This is a genomic window from Collinsella sp. AM34-10 (assembly GCF_003469185.1).
Classification (GTDB): domain Bacteria; phylum Actinomycetota; class Coriobacteriia; order Coriobacteriales; family Coriobacteriaceae; genus Collinsella.
Window position 1 is genome coordinate 39,024 of record NZ_QSIL01000004.1, and the last position, 18,353, is coordinate 57,376.

The 18,353-nt window shown below is 60.8% G+C and carries 15 protein-coding genes; 10 read left to right on the forward strand and 5 right to left on the reverse strand.

Features of this window, described 5'->3' with window-relative positions; genetic code table 11:
- The first annotated feature begins 9 nt into the window (after nucleotides 1-9).
- The 8 genes from DW823_RS04810 to DW823_RS04845 all read left to right on the forward strand — a co-directional run bounded on the left by DW823_RS04810 (nucleotide 10) and on the right by DW823_RS04845 (nucleotide 9,285).
- Nucleotides 10-843 carry a PTS system mannose/fructose/sorbose family transporter subunit IID gene (locus DW823_RS04810; protein WP_117848824.1) on the forward strand — a complete coding sequence of 278 codons (834 nt, stop codon included), beginning with the start codon at nucleotides 10-12 and terminating at the stop codon, nucleotides 841-843.
- Between the two features lie 200 nt (nucleotides 844-1,043).
- On the forward strand, nucleotides 1,044-2,027 hold the full coding sequence (locus DW823_RS04815; RefSeq protein ID WP_226790479.1) for an SIS domain-containing protein: 984 nt from the start codon (nucleotides 1,044-1,046) through the stop codon (nucleotides 2,025-2,027).
- Nucleotides 2,028-2,187: 160 nt separating this feature from the next.
- Nucleotides 2,188-2,817, forward strand: a complete 630-nt coding sequence (locus DW823_RS04820) for an HAD family phosphatase (protein WP_158567269.1) — start codon at nucleotides 2,188-2,190, stop codon at nucleotides 2,815-2,817.
- Between the two features lie 354 nt (nucleotides 2,818-3,171).
- On the forward strand, nucleotides 3,172-4,179 hold the full coding sequence (locus DW823_RS04825; RefSeq protein ID WP_118080714.1) for a YitT family protein: 1,008 nt from the start codon (nucleotides 3,172-3,174) through the stop codon (nucleotides 4,177-4,179).
- Between the two features lie 219 nt (nucleotides 4,180-4,398).
- Nucleotides 4,399-5,118 (forward strand): GntR family transcriptional regulator, encoded by a 720-nt coding sequence (locus tag DW823_RS04830; RefSeq protein WP_117877469.1) that lies wholly within the window; start codon nucleotides 4,399-4,401, stop codon nucleotides 5,116-5,118.
- 313 nt (nucleotides 5,119-5,431) lie between these two features.
- On the forward strand, nucleotides 5,432-7,414 hold the full coding sequence (locus tag DW823_RS04835) for an ATP-dependent DNA helicase RecQ (protein WP_118080716.1): 1,983 nt from the start codon (nucleotides 5,432-5,434) through the stop codon (nucleotides 7,412-7,414).
- Between the two features lie 2 nt (nucleotides 7,415-7,416).
- Nucleotides 7,417-8,172: a GntR family transcriptional regulator gene (locus DW823_RS04840; RefSeq protein WP_118080972.1), complete on the forward strand. Its 756-nt coding sequence runs from the start codon at nucleotides 7,417-7,419 to the stop codon at nucleotides 8,170-8,172.
- 144 nt (nucleotides 8,173-8,316) lie between these two features.
- Nucleotides 8,317-9,285 (forward strand): SIS domain-containing protein, encoded by a 969-nt coding sequence (locus DW823_RS04845; protein WP_118080718.1) that lies wholly within the window; start codon nucleotides 8,317-8,319, stop codon nucleotides 9,283-9,285.
- A gap of 378 nt (nucleotides 9,286-9,663) precedes the next feature.
- On the opposite strand, the gene DW823_RS04850 is transcribed toward DW823_RS04845, so the two are convergent.
- The gene (locus tag DW823_RS04850) at nucleotides 9,664-10,641 is read right to left on the reverse strand and encodes an L-lactate dehydrogenase (protein WP_118080720.1); all 978 of its coding nucleotides are present in this window, start codon (nucleotides 10,639-10,641) and stop codon (nucleotides 9,664-9,666) included.
- 212 nt (nucleotides 10,642-10,853) lie between these two features.
- On the opposite strand from DW823_RS04850, the gene metA reads away from it, so the two are divergent.
- Nucleotides 10,854-11,780 (forward strand): homoserine O-succinyltransferase, encoded by a 927-nt coding sequence (gene metA, locus DW823_RS04855; protein ID WP_117583845.1) that lies wholly within the window; start codon nucleotides 10,854-10,856, stop codon nucleotides 11,778-11,780.
- A 453-nt stretch (nucleotides 11,781-12,233) separates the two neighbouring features.
- Entirely contained in the window at nucleotides 12,234-13,196 is a 963-nt protein-coding gene (locus DW823_RS04860) for a hypothetical protein (protein WP_147350653.1), read from the forward strand.
- A gap of 138 nt (nucleotides 13,197-13,334) precedes the next feature.
- Here the strand turns inward: DW823_RS04860 and DW823_RS04865 are convergent, their stop codons facing one another.
- The 4 genes from DW823_RS04865 to DW823_RS04880 all read right to left on the reverse strand — a co-directional run bounded on the left by DW823_RS04865 (nucleotide 13,335) and on the right by DW823_RS04880 (nucleotide 18,107).
- Nucleotides 13,335-13,931 (reverse strand): 5-formyltetrahydrofolate cyclo-ligase, encoded by a 597-nt coding sequence (locus tag DW823_RS04865; protein ID WP_118080724.1) that lies wholly within the window; start codon nucleotides 13,929-13,931, stop codon nucleotides 13,335-13,337.
- A gap of 146 nt (nucleotides 13,932-14,077) precedes the next feature.
- Entirely contained in the window at nucleotides 14,078-14,407 is a 330-nt protein-coding gene (locus tag DW823_RS04870) for a type II toxin-antitoxin system HicB family antitoxin (RefSeq protein WP_099432592.1), read from the reverse strand.
- Nucleotides 14,400-14,663, reverse strand: coding sequence for a type II toxin-antitoxin system HicA family toxin (locus DW823_RS10045; RefSeq protein WP_118080726.1), 264 nt, complete (start codon nucleotides 14,661-14,663; stop codon nucleotides 14,400-14,402). The genes DW823_RS04870 and DW823_RS10045 overlap by 8 nt, the downstream gene beginning before the upstream one ends.
- Nucleotides 14,664-15,059: 396 nt before the next feature.
- Complete coding sequence (locus DW823_RS04880) at nucleotides 15,060-18,107, reverse strand: insulinase family protein (RefSeq protein ID WP_118080728.1); 3,048 nt, start codon at nucleotides 18,105-18,107, stop codon at nucleotides 15,060-15,062.
- Nucleotides 18,108-18,353 lie beyond the last annotated feature (246 nt).

Sequence of the window (18,353 nt, forward strand, 5' to 3'; positions counted from 1 at the left end):
GAACACACTATGGCAACCGCAACCAAGGACGTGTCCCTGAACAAGAAGGTCAGCCAGTTCTTCTGGCGCTCCTGGGCCATCCAGGCCTCTTGGAACTACGAGCGTCAGATGAACATGGGCTTCCTCTACGGCATGGTTCCCACGCTCGATCGCCTCTATCCGGATGAGTCCGACCCCAAGCAGCTCGCTGCTAAGAAAGAGGCTTACCACCGTCACATGGCGTTCTACAACTGCACCCCGCAGACGAGCGCTTTCATCCTGGGCCTCGCTGCCTCCATGGAGGAGGAGTACGCCAAGGATCCCGAGAACTTCGATCCCGATTCGATCAACGCGGTCAAGACCTCCCTCATGGGTCCGCTTTCCGGCATCGGTGACTCCTTCTTCCAGGGCACCATCCGCGTTATCGCCTTTGGCCTGGGCGTTCAGCTGGCTCAGCAGGGCTCCATCATGGGCCCGATCCTGGCCATGCTCATCTCCATCGTCCCCTCTGTGCTGATCACTTGGTTCGCAGCCAAGATGGGCTATCAGGGTGGCCACGAGTACCTGAGCAAGCTTCAGGGCGGCGACCTCATGGAGAAGCTCATGTATGTCTGCGGCATCGTGGGTCTTATGTCCGTGGGCGGCATGATCGCTACGCTGATCGGCGCTACTACCCCGCTGCAGTTCGCTGAGGGTACCGTCGTGATCCAGGACATCCTGGACGGCATGATGCCCCAGATGATCTCCCTCGGCCTCACCGGCCTTATGTACTGGCTCATCAAGAAGAACGTCAACACCGGTTGGCTTCTCGTGATCGCCATCGTGGGCGGCATCGCCCTCTCCGCGGCCGGCATCCTGGCCTAGTCGCGACTAAGCGCCTAACCGCTTTCCCCCGGGGGCCTGCCTGGCATCCCATACCCCAGGCAGGCTTCCATCCCCAATAATGTGACAAAGGGACAGTTCCTTTGTCGCATCCTCAACGGGCCGGCGACTCGGTCCAAACCACGGTAACCCTGCGAGCGCCCGGCAATGTGGCGCCGCAAAAATCGAAAGGAATGTGTCAGATGTACGAGATCGACCTTAACCTCCCTAAGCAGATCGTCGCTGACGTCCTGTCCAACCACGAGATCCACAGCGTCGCCTTCGTCGGCTGCGGCGCTTCCATGTCCGACCTGTACCCCGCCAAGTACTTCCTGGCCAACAACACGGACAAGCTGAACGTTCAGATCTTCACCGCTAACGAGTTCAACTACGACACGCCCTCCTGGGTCAACGAGCACACCTTCGTGATCACCTGCTCCCTCGGTGGCTCCACGCCCGAGACCGTCGAGGCCAACAAGACCGCCAAGAAGCACAACTGCCCGGTCGTCTCCCTCACCAACAAGGCTGGCTCCGCTCTGACCGTTGACGCCGACCACGTCATCGTTCACGGCTTCCACGCCAACTACGCTGCCAAGTGCGAGAAGCCCGGCTATGCTATCGCTCTTGCTCTCGAGATCCTTCAGCAGACCGAGGGCTATGACCACTACGAGGACATGATCACCGGCCTCACCAACATCTTCGATCTCTGCGAAAACGCCGCTCAGCACTGCAAGAAGCTCGCCAAGAAGTTCGCCGAGGACTTCAAGGACGACAAGATGATTTACTTCATGGCTTCCGGTGCCTCCGAGAAGATGGCTTATTCTCACGCCGCCTTCCTGTTCACCGAGATGCAGTGGATCGACGCCGCCGCCTACAACACCGGCGAGTACTTCCACGGCCCGTTCGAGGTTTCCACCGAGGGTAAGCCCTACGTCTTCTTCATGTCCGATGGCGCCACCCGTCCGATGGACGCCCGCGCCCTCACCTTCCTTGAGCGCATGGGCGCCAAGGTCGCTCTGATCGACTCCAAGGACTACGGCCTGGCTGACGCCGTGCCCGCGAGCGTCATCACCTACTTCAACCCGCTGCTGCACCTCGCCGTTATGCGTGAGTACGGCAACCAGATCGCCGAGGCCCGTCAGCACCCGCTGACCATGCGTCGCTACATGTGGAAGCTCTCCTACTAATCACAAGTAAGTAGACCTTACGGGTTGATTGAGAGGGGATGGGGTTTGTGCCCCGTCCCCTTTTTTGCTCTGGGGAGGGCGTGTTCGTCGTTCCATAAAACCCCAGATAAAACCTACCAAAATAAACCTGTCCCTTTTTGGCAGGTGGGAGGAGATGCGTATGATCAAGGCAGTGCTGTTTGACATGGACGGCGTGCTGGTCGATACCGAGTGGTTCTACAACCGTCGCCGCGTGGCGTTTATGGAAGAGAAGGGGTTCCACTTTGACGAGATTCCCGATCTTTCGGGGTCTAACGAGCCCGCCATTTGGGAGGCGCTGGTGCCCGACGATATTGAGCTGCGCGAGCGTTTGCGCGTGGAGTACAAGCAGGTCTATAGCCCGGACCATCCCGTTCCGTATGCCGAGCTGCTCAACGAGCAGACGGAGCCGGTGATGCGCGAGCTGCACGAGCGTGGCGTGAAGTGCGCTATCGCGAGCTCGTCCTATCGCGAGCTCATCGACGAGCTGGTGGAGATTGCCGGCATCGCCGACGTGCTAGACTACACCATCAGCGGTCACGAGTGCAGTGCGTTTAAGCCCGATCCCGAGATCTACCTGCGTGCCATGGAGGCGTTGGGGGTGGAGCCTACCGAGTGCCTGGTTATCGAGGACTCGCCTTTGGGTATCGAGGCCGGCAAGCGCTCCGGCGCCCGCGTCCTGGCGCTGCGCCCGCACGAAGGCGTCAACCTGGACCAGTCCGCCGCCGACGCTATCATCGACAACCTGACCGACATTTTGACTGCTCTGTAGCGTCGATTCACCGCAAGAAGCACGGGTTCAAACGTTTTTTGCGGTGGACTGGCTCAATTTGGTTTCGATTTTGATCTGTTTGGCTTCGATTCGGGCTAAGTGAGTAGACTTTTTGGCGCAGGCCGAGCACAAAACATATCTTCCTTTGTAAAACCGCAGGTCACAGGGGTGGCGGTTTTGGGTGTGCTCTGCAGGTCGCGTAAAGTCTACTCACTTGTAATTTGGGCCTTTGGTCGTGGGGCTGCTGGTCTCGTTTTGGTTGTCGAGGGAGGGTGAATTGAAGCGCCTCCTCTCGCTCCATGCTACAATCGCGGGCATGCCTCACAACTAGATCTGCCTTCGAAAGGAGCCTCCGTGGCGAACGCCATCGATCAGCTCACGGACCGCGTGCTCGTGCTCGGCCGCCTCACCATCGTCCGCCGCGCCATCACCGCCGTGGCGGTCACCATTTCCGCCGTTCTCCAGACATTTCTGATCCAGGCGTTCATTCGGCCCGCCGACCTGCTTCCGAGTGGTCTCACCGGCGTCGCGGTCCTGCTCGATCGCGTTACCTCGCTTGGCGGCGTTCACATCGACATCTCGCTCGGTATGCTTGCGCTCAACATCCCCGTGGCGCTCCTATGCTGGAGCGGCATTAGCAAGCGCTTCGTCATCTTCTCGATGATGCAGGTCGTGCTCTCGTCGCTGTTCCTCAACGTCTTTCACTTCGCCCCGTTTTTGGGCGACAAGATCATGCTCATCATTTTTGGCGGCGTGGTCTCGGGTCTGGGCGCTGCCATCGCGCTCAAGTCCGGCGCATCCACCGGCGGCACCGACTTTATCGCGCTGTGGGTCTCCAACCACACGGGCAAGACCATCTGGGGCGTCATCTTTGGTTTCAACTGCTTTATCCTGGCGATCTTTGGCTTTATGTTTGGCTGGGACAAGGCGGCGTACTCCATCGTGTTCCAGTTTATTTCGACCAAGACCATTGACAGCTTCTATCGTCGCTACGATCGCGTGACGCTGCAGATCACGACGCGCAAGGCGGACGAGGTCATGACCGCCTATGTTGACCATTTTCAGCACGGCATTAGCTGCGCCGAGGTCATCGGCGGATACAGCCGCGAAAAGATGTACCTGCTGCACGCCGTTGTCTCGACCTACGAGAGTCAGGACATTATCAAGCTGGTGTGCGACATTGATCCCGGCGCCGTGATCAACGTGTTCCACACGCTCAACTTTGTGGGCGGCTGGTGGGGCGGTCATGTCGACGAGCCCATGCCCACGGCCGTTCCCGATCCCGACAAGCCCGCACGCATGGCCAGCAGGCAGGCGCGCCTCAGCGAGCAGGACAGCCTGCAGCAGGACGACGGCAGGTAGGGTATTGGCATTTTGCCGGCCTGGCGCAACCCTTCCGAACGAGCCCCTCGAAAGCCTCGCTGCTTTCGAGGGGCTTTCGTTTTCCCAGATAAAACCTACCAAAATGAAGCTGTCGCTTTTTGGTAGGGAGGGTGTATCGTTTTATCATTATGAGGTAACATGAAACTAGACGTTATATACGTATTAGTTATTTCGATATTTCGATAAGAGTGATCAGATATGCCCGCGCCCAAAAATGCACCGCTTTACCAGCAGATTTACGACGAGATCAAGGATGCGATCGAGAAAGGTGTTTATGCACCCAAGGAGCGTATTCCGTCCGAGCTTGAGCTAGCCGAGCAGTACGACGTGAGCCGCATTACGGTGCGCCGCGCCGTCGAGGAGCTGTGCTCCGATGGCTACCTGGTTAAGCAGCAGGGCCGTGGTACCTTTGTCTCCACGCCGCACATCAATCGTCAGTTCCACGCTTCGACGCTGCAGACGTTTACCGCGCTGTGTGCCAGCAACGGCATGAAGGCGGGCGCGCATGTGGTCGATCGCCAGATTGTGCCGGCACGTCAAAACGAGATGGAGTTCTTTGGCCTGCAAAAGGACGCGCTGCTGCTGCATATTAAGCGCGTGCGCACAGCCGACGGCGAGCCCATCTTTGAGGAGAACATCTTTGTGCCGTTTGACGCCTACCGTGAGCTGTTGACGGCCGATCTTGAGGACAAGTCGATTTTTGCCGAGGTCGAGCGTGTTGGCGGAACGCCGATTGTCTCGGTTGGCTACCGCACGGTCGAGGCCGTTCGTGCCAATACCGAGCAGGCGGCCGAGTTGGGCATTGCCCCGCACGATCCACTGCTCAATCTGCGTGCCAGCTTTACCGGTCCCAATGGCGAGCCGGTCCTGATGGGTAAGCAGTACTACGTGGGTAGCCGCTACGTCATGGTTATGTAGCTCTAGTTGCGCGGTTTTCCAAACCGCGTAACGGCTCGACGCTGCGCCTTTGGTTCCGCCGTTCTAACGAACGGCGGACCGGCCGACGCTGCAAACGCCTCTAAGCGGCAATCTGCAGAATGAGCGTGGATAATCTCCCGTTTTTGGCTCAATGGTGGGTCCAAAGTGGGAGATTATCCACGCTCATCAGGAAAGTGTCCAAAAATCCACGCTCGTTCGCCTTGGATTACGTTGCCCGTGGCCGATGGCGGCGCGGCACCGGTCCGCGTGGCGGCGTATAATCGGCGGCAGATGACTTGAACGTTAGGAAACCATGACCGATAGCATGCAGCAGATGGCGCTCGACACGCTCGGCGCCTATTTTGGCTACACCTCGTTTCGCCCGGGACAGGACCGCATGGTCGATGCGATCCTTGCCGGTCGCGATGCGCTGGGCGTTATGCCCACGGGCGCCGGCAAGTCCATTTGCTACCAGGTGCCCGCGCTCATGCTGCCCGGCATCACCTTTGTGGTGAGTCCGCTGCTGTCGCTTATGGAGGACCAGACCCGTGCGTTGCTCGCGGCGGGTGCGCGACCCAGCTATCTCAACTCCAGCCTTACTCCGGCCCAGCAAAACACTGTGCTCAAGCGGGCGCGCGAAGGCCGCTACCAGCTTATGTACGTGGCGCCCGAGCGCTTGCTTGAGCCGCGTTTTTTGGCCTTTGCGCAGGAAGCTGCGGCCGAAGGCGGCATCGGCGTGCCGCTCGTGGCCATTGACGAGGCCCACTGCGTGAGCCAATGGGGTCAGGATTTCCGCCCCGCCTACCTGCAGATTCGCGAGTTCATCGATTCCCTGCCGCAGCGCCCTATCGTGGCAGCCTTTACCGCTACGGCGACCGAGCGTGTGCGCGCGGACATTCAGCAAATGCTCGGCCTGCAAAACCCCGCGACGGTGGTGACGGGCTTCGATCGCAAGAACCTCTACTTTGGTTGCGAGGAGATGGGCGACAAGGCCAAGACCGCCTGGGTGCGCGACTATGTGATTGCGCATTCGGGCGAGAGCGGCATCGTGTATTGCTCGACCCGCAAGACGGTCGATGCGCTGGCAGGCGAGCTTGCCGAGGCACTGGGCCCCAGCGGCATTCGCGTGGGTCGCTACCATGCCGGCATGGGCAACGACGCCCGCCGCCAGAGCCAGCGCGCCTTTATCGACGACGATATTCAGGTGATGGTTGCCACCAATGCCTTTGGCATGGGTATCGACAAGCCCAACGTGCGCTACGTGATTCATAACAACGTGCCCGAGAGCATCGAGGCCTACTACCAAGAGGCAGGTCGCGCCGGTCGCGATGGCGACCCGGCCAGCTGCCATTTGCTGTGGAATGGCAACGATTTTCGCATGCGCCGCTTTCTGATCGACCGCGGCGACGCTGCCGACGAGGCGCTCGACGACGAGCAGCGCGCGTGGGCGCTCCAGAATCGATATCGTCTGCTCAGCCAGATGGAGGGCTACTGCAATACCACCGGCTGCCTGCGCGAATACATGCTGCGCTACTTTGGCGACGAGGCCGCGGCCGAGCATGCTGATGCGGCTGGTGCGGGTGGCGCCGCCACGGACGAGGCCGAGGGCTGCGGCAACTGCAGCAACTGCCTCACGCAGTTCGAGGTCGAGGACGTCACCGATATGGCCCGCGCCGCCGTGCGCTATGTGGCCGCGCGTCCCATGCGCTTTGGCAAGTCGCTCATCGCCGACGTGCTTCATGGCGGCAACACCGAGCGCATTCGCCAGATGCATCTGGACGAGGACCGCGGCTACGGTGAGCTGTCGAGCGAATCGGTCGGGCGCATCAAGGACATCATCGGCCAGCTGTGCGGCCTCGGTTACCTGGCCACCTCGCAGGGGCAGTACCCGGTCGTGGGGCTGGGTCCGCGTGCCGCCGAAGTCGAGGACGAGGCGTTCACCTTTACCGTTAAACGTCGCGCGTCCAAGCGCAAGGCCTCGGCCCGCGCCCGCCGTGCGGTGGATCTGCTGCGCGAGGAGGCCGAGCTGGATCAGCGCCCGCGCGTAGGTGACGATGCCGAGCTGTTCGAGCGCCTGCGCGCCCTGCGCAAGGAGATCTCGACCGAGCTGGAGATGGCGCCGTACATGGTCTTCTCCGACAAGGCTCTGCGCGGTCTGTGCCGCCTACGCCCGCAGACGCGCGACGAGCTCATCCAGGTCAACGGCATCGGCGAGAAAAAGGCCGACGCCTTTGGCGAGCAGTTTATGGCGGCGATTGAAGAGTTTGAGTCCGAGCATGCACGGGATGGAGCGTAATGATGGCATCCGACGATAAAACCGAGCGCACTGAGGTGTCCGCCGTGCCGCTGTACCAGCAGGTAATGGACGACCTAAAAGGCGAGATCGCGCGTGGCGTGTACGCATCCGGCTCGCGCATTCCTTCCGAGATGGAGCTCGCGAAGTACTACGGCGTGGGACGCATCACCGTGCGCCGCGCCGTCGAGGAGCTGTCGCGCGCGGGGTATCTCAACCGCCAGCAGGGGAGGGGCACGTTTGTGTGCGCGCCCAAGCTCAAGCGCAAGATTGTCCAGAAGGGTGACGTTCAGAGCTTTTCCGAGGGTTGCGCTGCCAATGATATGGTGGCCGGAGCACGCCTGGTGTCGCGCACGGTGGTTGCGGCGACGCGCGAGGACGCGGCGTTTTTTGGGGTGGAACCCGGCTGCGAGCTCATCGTTGTCGAGCGCGTGCGCACGGCAGACGGCGTGCCCGTCATGCTCGAGAACAACGCCTTTGTGCTGGCCGACCATCCCTATCTGCAGACGCTTGCCGACAAGGACCTTACGGACAATTCCATCTTTGCGCTCATTGCCGAGCATTCGGGCCGCGCGCCGCTCAAGTCCGACCCCTGTACGGTGGAGATTGCGCTTGCCGATGCTCAGGCGGCCCCGCTGCTGGAGGTGCCGGTCGGCGAGCCGCTCTTCTATATGGAGGCGTACTTTACCGATGAGGACGAGCGGCCCTTGCTGCTCGGGCGCCAAAAGATCGTGGGCTCGCGCTACGTGTTCGACATCTAACGTCCACAGATAGAACAATATAGAACAAATTTGGTGAAATGACTTCACGGGCGTCGTCGTGCGTGCTATAAATAGGACAACATAGAACGACAGCAGGTACGAGCTGTCGTCGTTCTAAACCGCCACACAAGGAGGGGCACCACCATGAACGCACATGATCTGGTTCAGGAAATTATCGAGCGCAAGGGCAAGATCGAAAACGTCTTTTGGATCGCTTGTGGCGGTTCGATGATCGACCTGATGCCGGCCAACGAGCTGCTCAAGCGCGAGGCCACCACGTTTACCTCGACGGTCTACACGGCACGCGAGTTTTGCCTGATGGCCCCCAAGAGCTTAGGGCCGAAGTCGCTCGTTATTGCCTGCAGCCACAGCGGCAACACGCAGGAGGTCGTCGACGGCTGCGAGATGGCACTGGCCGCCGGCGCCGAGGTCGTCGCCCTCACCGACTGCGAGGGCTCCAAGATCGATAACGGCAAGTGGACTACCTGGGTCTACCCCTGGGGCGAGGGCGTGTCGCAGGCCGAGGTGCCGCAGGGCATCGGCGCCCTGATCGCTGCCGAGCTGCTCGACCAGCAGGAAGGCTACGAGGCGCTCGCCGACATGTACGAGGGCCTCAAGCAGATGGATGTGCTGCTGCCCGCCGCCCGCGAGAAGGTCAACGCCGAGCTGGGCGCCCGCTTTGCCGAGCTCTGCCAGCAGCACAAGTTCTTCTATATCCTGGGGTCCGGCCCCAACTTTAGTCAGACCTACGCCATGGCCATCTGCTCGCTCATGGAGATGCAGTGGCAGCACTGCTGCTATATCCACTCCGGCGAGTACTTCCACGGCCCCTTCGAGGCTACCGAGCCCGGCGTGTTCTACTTTGTGCAGCTTGGCGCGGGCGAGTGCCGTCCCATGGAGGAGCGCGCGCTCGCGTTCCTCAACACGCACACCGATACGGTCATGGTGCTCGATGCGCTCGAGTACGGCGTGGGCGAGGTGCCCGCCAGCGTGCGTTCGTTCCTGGAGCCGATCTTCTTCTATGCGATGAGCTGCGAGCTGCGCGCCGCCCGCGGCAAGGTGTTCGACCACAGCCCCGAGATCCGTCGCTACATGGGCATCGAGCAGTACTAGGTAACGGGAATTATCTTTTTGACGGGGTCTGCGCTGCGCGCGGGCCCCGTTTTGCGTTGTGGCGGCCGGATTTGTGTTTGCGCGAAAACGAAGGTGAATACTTTTCCGCGATGTGAACGACCTATTTTGGACCCCCGAAGCATCCACACTTTTTGGCGGCAAAACTGCAGGAAAAACCCGACGGAACCGCAGGAAACAGCGCCTGAAAAATGTCGATGCTTCGGGGGCTCGATTTTACTCGTTCACTTCTCGGGAAAAGTATTAGACCTAAATGTGCGAGGGTGTTGCATGAGCAAAAAAAGCGGGCCGCGCCGGGGATTTCCGGCGCGGCCCGCTTAGTATCGCGCTTAGATTCGCAAGGTTGCGGCAGCCGGCGGCCTACTTCGCGTCGTATGCCTCGGCGTCCCACCAGTCGAGCTGGGCGATGTTGTCGCGAATGTGCTGGCAGCTCTTGTGGAAGCCCTCGAGCTCATACTCGGAAAGGTCGAGCGTGTAGACCTCCTCGACGCCCTCGGCACCGATCACACACGGCAGGGAGGTGAAGATGCCCTCCTCGCCATACTGGCCGGTCATGAGCGTGGAGGCGGAAAGCACGGCGTGCTCGTTGTGAAGCACAGCGGCGCAGACGCGCGCGGCGGAGTTGGCGACGGCGTACTCGGTGCACTGCTTGCCCTGGTAGGTCACATAGCCGCCCTTGCGTGCAAGCTCCTCGACCTCCATGTGGTCGAAGGCGTACTTGTCGGGGTTCTCGGCCTGAAGCTCGTTAAGGCTCTTGCCGGCGATGGCCGCGGCCTTAAAGGCTGCAAGCTGGCTAAAGCCGTGCTCGCCGATCATATAGGCGTCGATGGACTTGGGGCTCACGCCGACCTTCTTGGAGATCTCGGTGCGCAGGCGGGCGGAGTCCAGGCCGCAGCCCGAGCCGATGATCTTCTTGGGATCGTAGCCGGTCAGGTGCCACAGCTCGGTGCACACGACGTCGCAGGGGTTGGAGATGCTCACGAAGATACCGTCAAAGCCGGCGTCGACGATGCGCTTGGCAAAGGTGCGGGCGGCGTCGGTGGTAAAGAACAGCTCGCCGTCGCGGTTGCCAGCAGCAAGCGCGACCTTGCCGGCGGCGTTGACGATGACGTCGCAGCAGGCCAGCTCCTCGTAGTGGTCATAGCAGTTGACGATCTTGGTGTTGTACGGGACAAACGAAAGGGAGTCGCGCAGGTCCTGGACCTCGGACGTCACCTTGGCCTCGTTGATATCGCACAGGTACAGCTCATCGGCAATGCCCTGCATGAGCAGGCTGTTGGCGACATGTGCTCCTACGTGGCCCTGGCCGACCACACCGATCTTACGCGTCTGGTACATATACGTATCCTTTCGGCCGAGTTTTTCGCGTCGAACCATTGTAGCGTCCAGCTGCCACTTTGCTAGACTAAAGCGCCGTAGATTTTTTGGGACATGCCTTAATCTCTACTTTTGGAGTGATTTGGGCCGCTGACGGCATCGCTGGGCGATGTGCTCGCGCGGATGGGGCCGGTCGTTGTACCATAGCTGCAACTGACTCATAAGGAGCATCCATGCCCATTCGCATTCCCGACGCCCTCCCTGCCGCCGCGCAGCTCGAGAGCGAGAACATCTTTGTCATGACCGAGTACCGCGCGCTGCACCAGGACATCCGTCCGCTGCGCGTGCTCATCCTCAACCTCATGCCCACCAAGATCGCCACCGAGACGCAGATCATGCGCAAGCTCTCCAACACGCCGCTGCAGGTGGAGGTGGACCTGCTGCGCACCAAGACGCACGAGGCCACGCACGTGAGCGCCGGCCATCTGGAGACGTTCTACCGCACGTTCGACGACATCCGCGACATCCACTACGACGGCCTGATCATCACGGGCGCGCCGGTGGAGCAGATGCCGTTCGAGGAGGTCGACTACTGGCCCGAGCTCTGCCAGATCATGGATTGGTCCACCACGCATGTGCACTCTACGCTGCATATTTGTTGGGGCGCGCAGGCGGGGCTCTACCATCATTACGGTATCCAGAAGTACGATCTGCCGGCAAAGGCGAGCGGCGTGTTCGAGCATTATCTGGTGAAGCCGCAAAGCCCGCTGGTCCGCGGCTTCGACGACCGTTTCTATGCCGTGCACTCGCGCAACACCGATGTGCGCCGCGAGGACGTGGAGGCCGAGCCGCAGCTTGAGGTCGTGGCCGTGTCCGACGAGGTGGGCCTGTATATCGTCAAGTCGACCGACAGCCGCCGCTTCTTTGTCTTTGGCCATCCCGAGTACGATACCGACACGCTGCGTTTGGAGTACGAGCGCGACGTGAAGCGCGGGCTTAACCCTCAGGTGCCGGCGCATTACTTCCCGAACGACGACCCCACCGCCGAGCCGCGCAACGTCTGGCGCAGTCAGGCTCAGCTGTTCTACACCAACTGGCTCAACTACTACGTCTACCAGACCACGCCCTACGACCTGGCCCGCGCCGGCGAGGAGCACTAGGCTGCGGCCGTGGCTGCGACTGTGGCTGTGCTCACGGCATGACGAGCGTGGATTATCGGACACGCGAGCGTGGATTTTCGGACGTTTACAAATCGAGCGTGGATAATCTCCCACTTTTGGCTTGAAACTAGGCTCAAAACGGGAGATTATCCACGCTCATTTTTTATATGTAGATGCCGATGGCTCGGCTAAGAGACGGTGCGCGCAGAGGCAAGTTCGCATTTGGCGTGGTCTTGAATCTCGACGGGTTTTTCTTTCTGATAATCCGATGGACCAAGGCATCAAATTGTGGAGACAGGGACCTCTCGACAACCGCCCTACCTGCAGATATAAGCCATCAGCCTAAAACGTCCAAAACCGTCAAGCATTTGGTCAGCGCCTGGACAGCATTTGGTCAGACTTCGCATGAAACCGTCTGGTACGTTTGCGCCGTTCCAAGATTTGGGAGGCGACATGGGAAACATGACGGCGAATCAAAGGCTTACAAGTCACATTAAAGCATGCGAACAGCAGATGAGCTGCGTGTACGCACGCACGACGGCGGAGGCAAAGCAGATTGAGCGGCGGGTGGCGGCGGGAAGTCTAGAGGCGGTCATGCCGGGGCTGTATGCGCGTCCGGATTATTGGTCCGAGCTCAAGTTTCGGCAGCGTTATCTGCATCGGGTGCGGGCCCTTGCGCAAAAGCATCCCGACTGGACGTTTTGCTCCTATACGGCGGCTGTTATCTATGGCCTTTCGGTTTCGCATGCCAATTTGACGCACATCCATATCGCCGCGGCGCCGGCGCAATCGACGACGCCCGGCTCTCAGGTGATTCGCCATCGTTATGCTCGTCAAACACGGGCAATCCAGATGGATATTGCCGTGACCGATATCAATCAAACGATTACGGATTGCCTGGTCGATGCATCGTTTGTCGAGGGACTGATCATTGCGGACTCGGCGCTTCATGAGCAGCTGTTGTCGAAGGAGCATCTCGTTGAGGCAGTCGACAAGCTTGGCTTAAATCGTCGCGGTGTTGTGACGGCGCGAAGTGTTGCGCGGTGTGCCGATGGCCTATCGGAAAGCGGTGGCGAGTCCAAGGCGCGTGCTCTGATGATTGAGCGCGGCTGGCAGACGCCGGAGCTGCAAGTTGAGCTGTTCGACCCGGTTGAACCGGGGCGGCCGTATCGAGTTGACTACTTGTGGCGTGTGGGCGACCGGCTGATTATCGGAGAGTTCGACGGATTCGTTAAAAGCGAGAAGGCAGCGGAGGAGGGCAAGCTCGCGAAGGCGCAGTTTGATGAGCGCCAGCGCGAGTCGAGGCTTTCGCTGCTTGATAACTGCAAGATCGTGCGCTTGTGCTGGGATGATTTGAGGGACCCGTCAAAGCTCGATCGCAAACTCAAAGTTGCCGGCGTGCCGCGTGCGTGTTGAGGCGGTTGCAGGACGTTGAGCCGCACGAGCGCGGAAATCCAGACGGACGAGCGTGGATAATCTCCCACTTTTGGCTCGTAAGGGGGCTCAAAGCGGGAGATTATCCACGCTCATCTTGCGGGTGCGATACAGCGGCGATCAGGCGCTGATGATGTGGGGTAGCGGCAGGTCGTGGGCGTCGGTGGGAACGTGGTCGACACGCTGCTCGTCAAAGGCAATGCCGATGATTTGGCATGCGGGCGAGAGCGTGGGCAGATAGCGGTCGTAGCAGCCGCCGCCGTAGCCTAGGCGCGCGCCGGCGCGGTCGAAGGCTACAAGCGGCACGATGGCCATGTCGAGGGCCTCGGCAGGCACGATAGGGAAGCGGTCGTTGTCGATGTCCACGGCCGCAAAGACCCGCGTGGGGTGGGCGATAAACGGCGCCGCGGACGCATCGCCGGCGGCAACTGCCCGCATGCACATGCGCTGGCCACAAGCTGCGGCGTCTGTTGCCGAGAGCATGCACGGATAGGCCACGCGCCAGCCGCGTTTGGCGGCCGCTGCGGCAAACGCGGCAGGATCGACTTCGGAACCCATCGCGGCATAGACGGCAACGATGCGCGGCGCCGCGGCATCCGAGCGATCCAACAGCTCAACAAGTCGCGCACAGATAACGGCAGACTTCGCAGCACGCACATCCAAATCAAGAGCATCGCGCCGAGCAATCATCGCCCGTCGCAACTCAGCCTTGTCCATCCCAGCCTCCTCTAGCAAACCTGCCAAAAAGGGACAGGTTTATTTTGGTAGGTTTTATCTGGGCAAACGCGATATGGGCAGTAAAGCCACCGCAAATATGCCTGTGAACTGCGCCCTTTGTGGTTGTTTGGGCCTATGCGTTAATGCTATAACGCCGCAGCGATTGCTTCAGTCACAAACTTATTGAGTGACTCACCCTTCTTTGCCGCTGCCAGCGCCGCTTGCTTGTGGAGCTCAGAGCCCGTTCTTACGTTGAACGAGCCCTTAAAAGCCCGCTCGGGTTCCTTGCCTTTCTCGGCGCAAAACTCAAGGTAATCGTCGACGGCGTCGTGGAAGCATTGCTCCACCTCTTCAGCTGTGGAGCCTTCAAATACGATTGCGTCCCTAATGCCGGTGACCATACCTGTTAGCACATGCTGTTCGGCATCGAACTCGACTGGGGCGAAATAACCCTTGTATGCCAAAACGTTACTCATGACTACCTCCGACATCTTGCAGAAATCGAACGATGTTTCGAATGGTCCCCGCCGTCAATTCGTCAGATGGATGTGGCGCGTGCATTACGAACATCCTGCCATCTGATGGCCTGTAGAAGCGAATGCGCGATCCGGATGTCTTGCCTTTGTTGTCCATTTCAAAGCCATACGAAGCCAAGACTTTTAAAAAATCGGTATACCGATACGTCGAAGGGCAGCTAAGCAGTTGGGCGATGAGTTTATCGGTCCGAGTCATCCCGCCTCACATTCTGCAACTATATCTTAGTTGCAATTTAAGTCCGATGCAAGCACCCCTATTATAGAACATGTGTACGTATAGAACAAGTGTTCGAATCAACGCAAAGGCACCTGCCCTTTCGTGGGGGTTTTGCTGGTGGGGCGGGTGTCTGCGGCGGTTTGTCTCGATCTGTAACAGTAACTCGGCAAAAATGGGCCTAGCCGTTACAGATTGAGACAAAGGGGCGGCGCCATTCGGAAACGTCTCGATCTGTAACATCTGGAGCCGATATTGCCGCCTAGATGTTATAGATTTAGACAAACTGGTGGGACGGGCTGAGCTGCCCTGCCCAAGCAGCGGTAAAAGAAAAGGTAGATTTTCAGGCATGTCCCAAAAATCTACCTTTGCTGTGCGTTAGCCCATCAGGTCGATGACGTTAAAGCCGGCGTTGCTCTTGGCGATGACGTCGCGGCCGCCAAAGACGCAGGTGGGTGACTCGGCCGCAATGCGCGTCACGTCGGCGCCGAGCGAGCGCAGCTCACCGGGCGTGGCGGCGAGCATCTGGGCGCGGCGCTCCTCGCGTGCGTGCGGATCGAGCCCGGCCAGGTAGGTCGTGTTGCGGCGTTTGGTGAGCGCGTACGGCTTCACTGGCGCGTCCATGCCGCTCACGCAGCTCACGATAAAGCCCTCAAAGGAGGCCTCGTCGGGCTCAAAGCTGCCGAGCCATTCGCCTGCGCGCGCAACGCGCTCAATCGAGGGGTCGATTGCCGGGTCGCGGTAGGTGTAGAACGCCGTCTGACGCTCGCCTGCCGCGCGGAATCCGCAGCCGTACGCGCCGCCCTTCACGCGGATCTCGTTCCACAGATAGTCGTAGGAGAGCGCGTTGGCGGCAACCGCCCAGGCGCCCGTCACGTCGATGCCCAGGCGACGCGGGTCGCACGCGCTTGCCGCAAAGCAGATGTCGCTGGGGATGACAAAGGCCTCGTGGCGGTCGCACGGCTCCGGTACCACGAGCGTGCCGCTGCCGGCATCGGCGCCGTCGCCAGCGCCCAGCCCCAGATCGTCAGCGGCGGCCCAGTATGCGTTAAAGTCCTCGTCGCTGCCGGTAAAGCTCGCCATGCAGCCATCGGCCACAAAGATGCGGCCTGCCAGCTCGGCAAGTTTGGCGCGCAGGTCATCCAGTCGCTCGTCAAAGTGGTCGAGCAGATCGCGCAGGAACAGGTAGAAGTCCACGCCCGAAAGCTGCTCGCGCACCATGGCCGAGGGCGAGCTGTAGCTCATCGCGCGACCGAGTGCCGCCGAGTGACCGTTGTTGATAAAGCCCTGCTCAAGTCCAATGCGAATCTGCGTGAGCACGTCGCGCACGCGGTCGGCGTCGGCATCGAGCAAAAGCGTGCTCGACCACACCTCGCGCGGCAGGCTCGCTAGCGCATCGATCTTCTCGGACAGGGCGCCGGCGCTCACCAGCAGGTAGGGACGCACGCCGTCCACGTCGGGCTGGGTCATGACCTCGGTCGTAAAGCTCAAAAAGCCCAGCTTGCCGGCGAGCACGTTGTCGAGCTCCTCGGCCGAGTGCTCGCTCGTGGGCAGCTGTTTGAGCAGGCGGCAGAGCAGCGTCACATAGGGCAGGTCCTCAAATGCGACGCAGCTCAGGTCGAAGTACTGCATGGCGTAGGCCAGACGGTTGGTGGGGATGCTGTGGCGCAGGCAGGGGATGGGCGCAGTGGTGTCCACGACCAGCGGCGGCTCGGGGCGCGCCTCGCCAATGTCGGAAACGCGCAGGCGCGGCAGCGTGGCCTTGGCCTCGAGCGTGTCTTCCGCCTCCTGCGCGGCACGCAGTACGGCCGTGCGCTCGACCACATCGGCCAGCTCGGCATCGGTCATGGCATCGCGCTTGGCTGCCAGCTCGGCGGCCTCGGCACCCTCCGTACCCTCGGCAGCGTCTACCGGAACCAGCTCGACCAGCGCCATGTGGTCGTTTTCCAGCACGAGCTCGCGCAGCAGGTCCTCAAAGTAGCTGCCGTCCAGCTCGCCACGCAGCTCCTCGTACACCGGGCCGTACTTGAGTGCCAGCGTCGCGGCGTCGTCATCGTAGAGCCAGGTACTCAGCGCATCGCACGCAATGGCCACGCCGTCGGCGATACCGTAGTCGCGTTGGCGCAGGTCGTATTCGTTGCTGCTGATGATGGCTTCCAGGCGCTCGCGCGGAACGCCGTGCTCGCACAGGTCGCGGCAGGCGTCCTGGAACACGCGGCGCAGCTCGCGCGCCACGCCGGGCTGCGCGTTCTGCAGCATGATGAGCTCGTAGGGCTGCAGGCTCTCGGCCGCGGTGTAGCTCACCACGTTGCCGCCCAGGCCGGCGGCCAGAATGGCCTTCTTAACCGGTGCTTCGTTGGAGCCCAGCAGCGCCTCGAACAGGATGTCCGCCGCGATCGTGCGCTTGCGGTCGAGCGCACTGCCCAGCACAAAGCCCAGGCCCACCAGGGCGTTCTCGGGCGTGGTGGCCATCTCGACGCGCTTATACTCGCAGGTCACGGGCGCCTGCACGCCCAGCGGATTGGGCGCAAGCGTGGACGGGTCCTCGCCGGCGGCAACGGCTGCGTCCATGCGGCGGCTCGCGGCACTCGGCTGCGACAGGTAGCGCTCGTCCAAAAAGGCCAGTGCGCGGTCCACGTCCAGGTCGCCGTAGAGCGTGATATAGGAGTTGGAAGGATTGTAGTGGCGCGCATGCGTGTCCAAGAACTGCTCGTAGGTGAGCGCGGGAATCGCGCGCGGGTCGCCGCCACTCTCGTGCGCATAGGCGGTGTCGGGATAGAGCGCGGCGTTGACGGCGTCGTCCAGCACACTCATGGGGTCGGACAGCGCGCCCTTCATCTCGTTGAACACCACGCCGTTATAGTGCAGCGTGCCCTCGCGCAGGCTCGCGGAGCTGTCGTCGTCTGCGCCCTCGGCGCCCTCCGGCAGGTCCAGCTCGTAGTGCCAACCCTCCTGTTCAAAAATGGTGGGCTTGGTATAGATGGCCGGGTTGAACACCGCGTCCAGGTACACGTCCATCAGGTTGTACAGGTCCTGCTCGTTGGTGGTGGCAACGGGGTAGATGGTCTTGTCGGGGTAGGTCATGGCGTTGAGGAACGTCTGCATGGAGCTCTTGATCAGATCGACAAACGGCTCCTTGACGGGAAACTTGGCCGATCCGCACAGCACCGAGTGCTCAAGAATATGGAACACGCCGGTGGAATCGGCCGGCGGCGTCTTAAAGCCAATGGCAAAGGCCTTGTTCTCATCGTCGCACGCCAGGTACAGCAGGCGAGCGCCCGATGCGGTGTGGCGCAGCACGTAGGCGTCCGAATCGAGCTCGGGCACGGTCTCGCAGCGCTCGACGGCAAAACCGTGGCAGGTGGTACCGGGTACCAGCAGCGCGGCAGCAGCGGCGCGCGGATCGGTTGAGGTGGTGGTGGGCATATGCAGTCTCCTTTGACGCCCCAGCGGGGGCGAATCGAGTCGAATCCTCAAGAGTATACCCATATGGGGACCTCGACCAATCTGCCGCACGAGCGTGGATTTTCGGACACACGAGCGTGGAAATTCGGACGCAAATTGAACGAGAGTGGATTTTCGGACGGAAACAGCCCCAAAACGCCAAAAAACCGTCCGGAAATCCACTCTCGATTCCTGACCGTCCATCACTCATGCATTTCTCATTTCTCA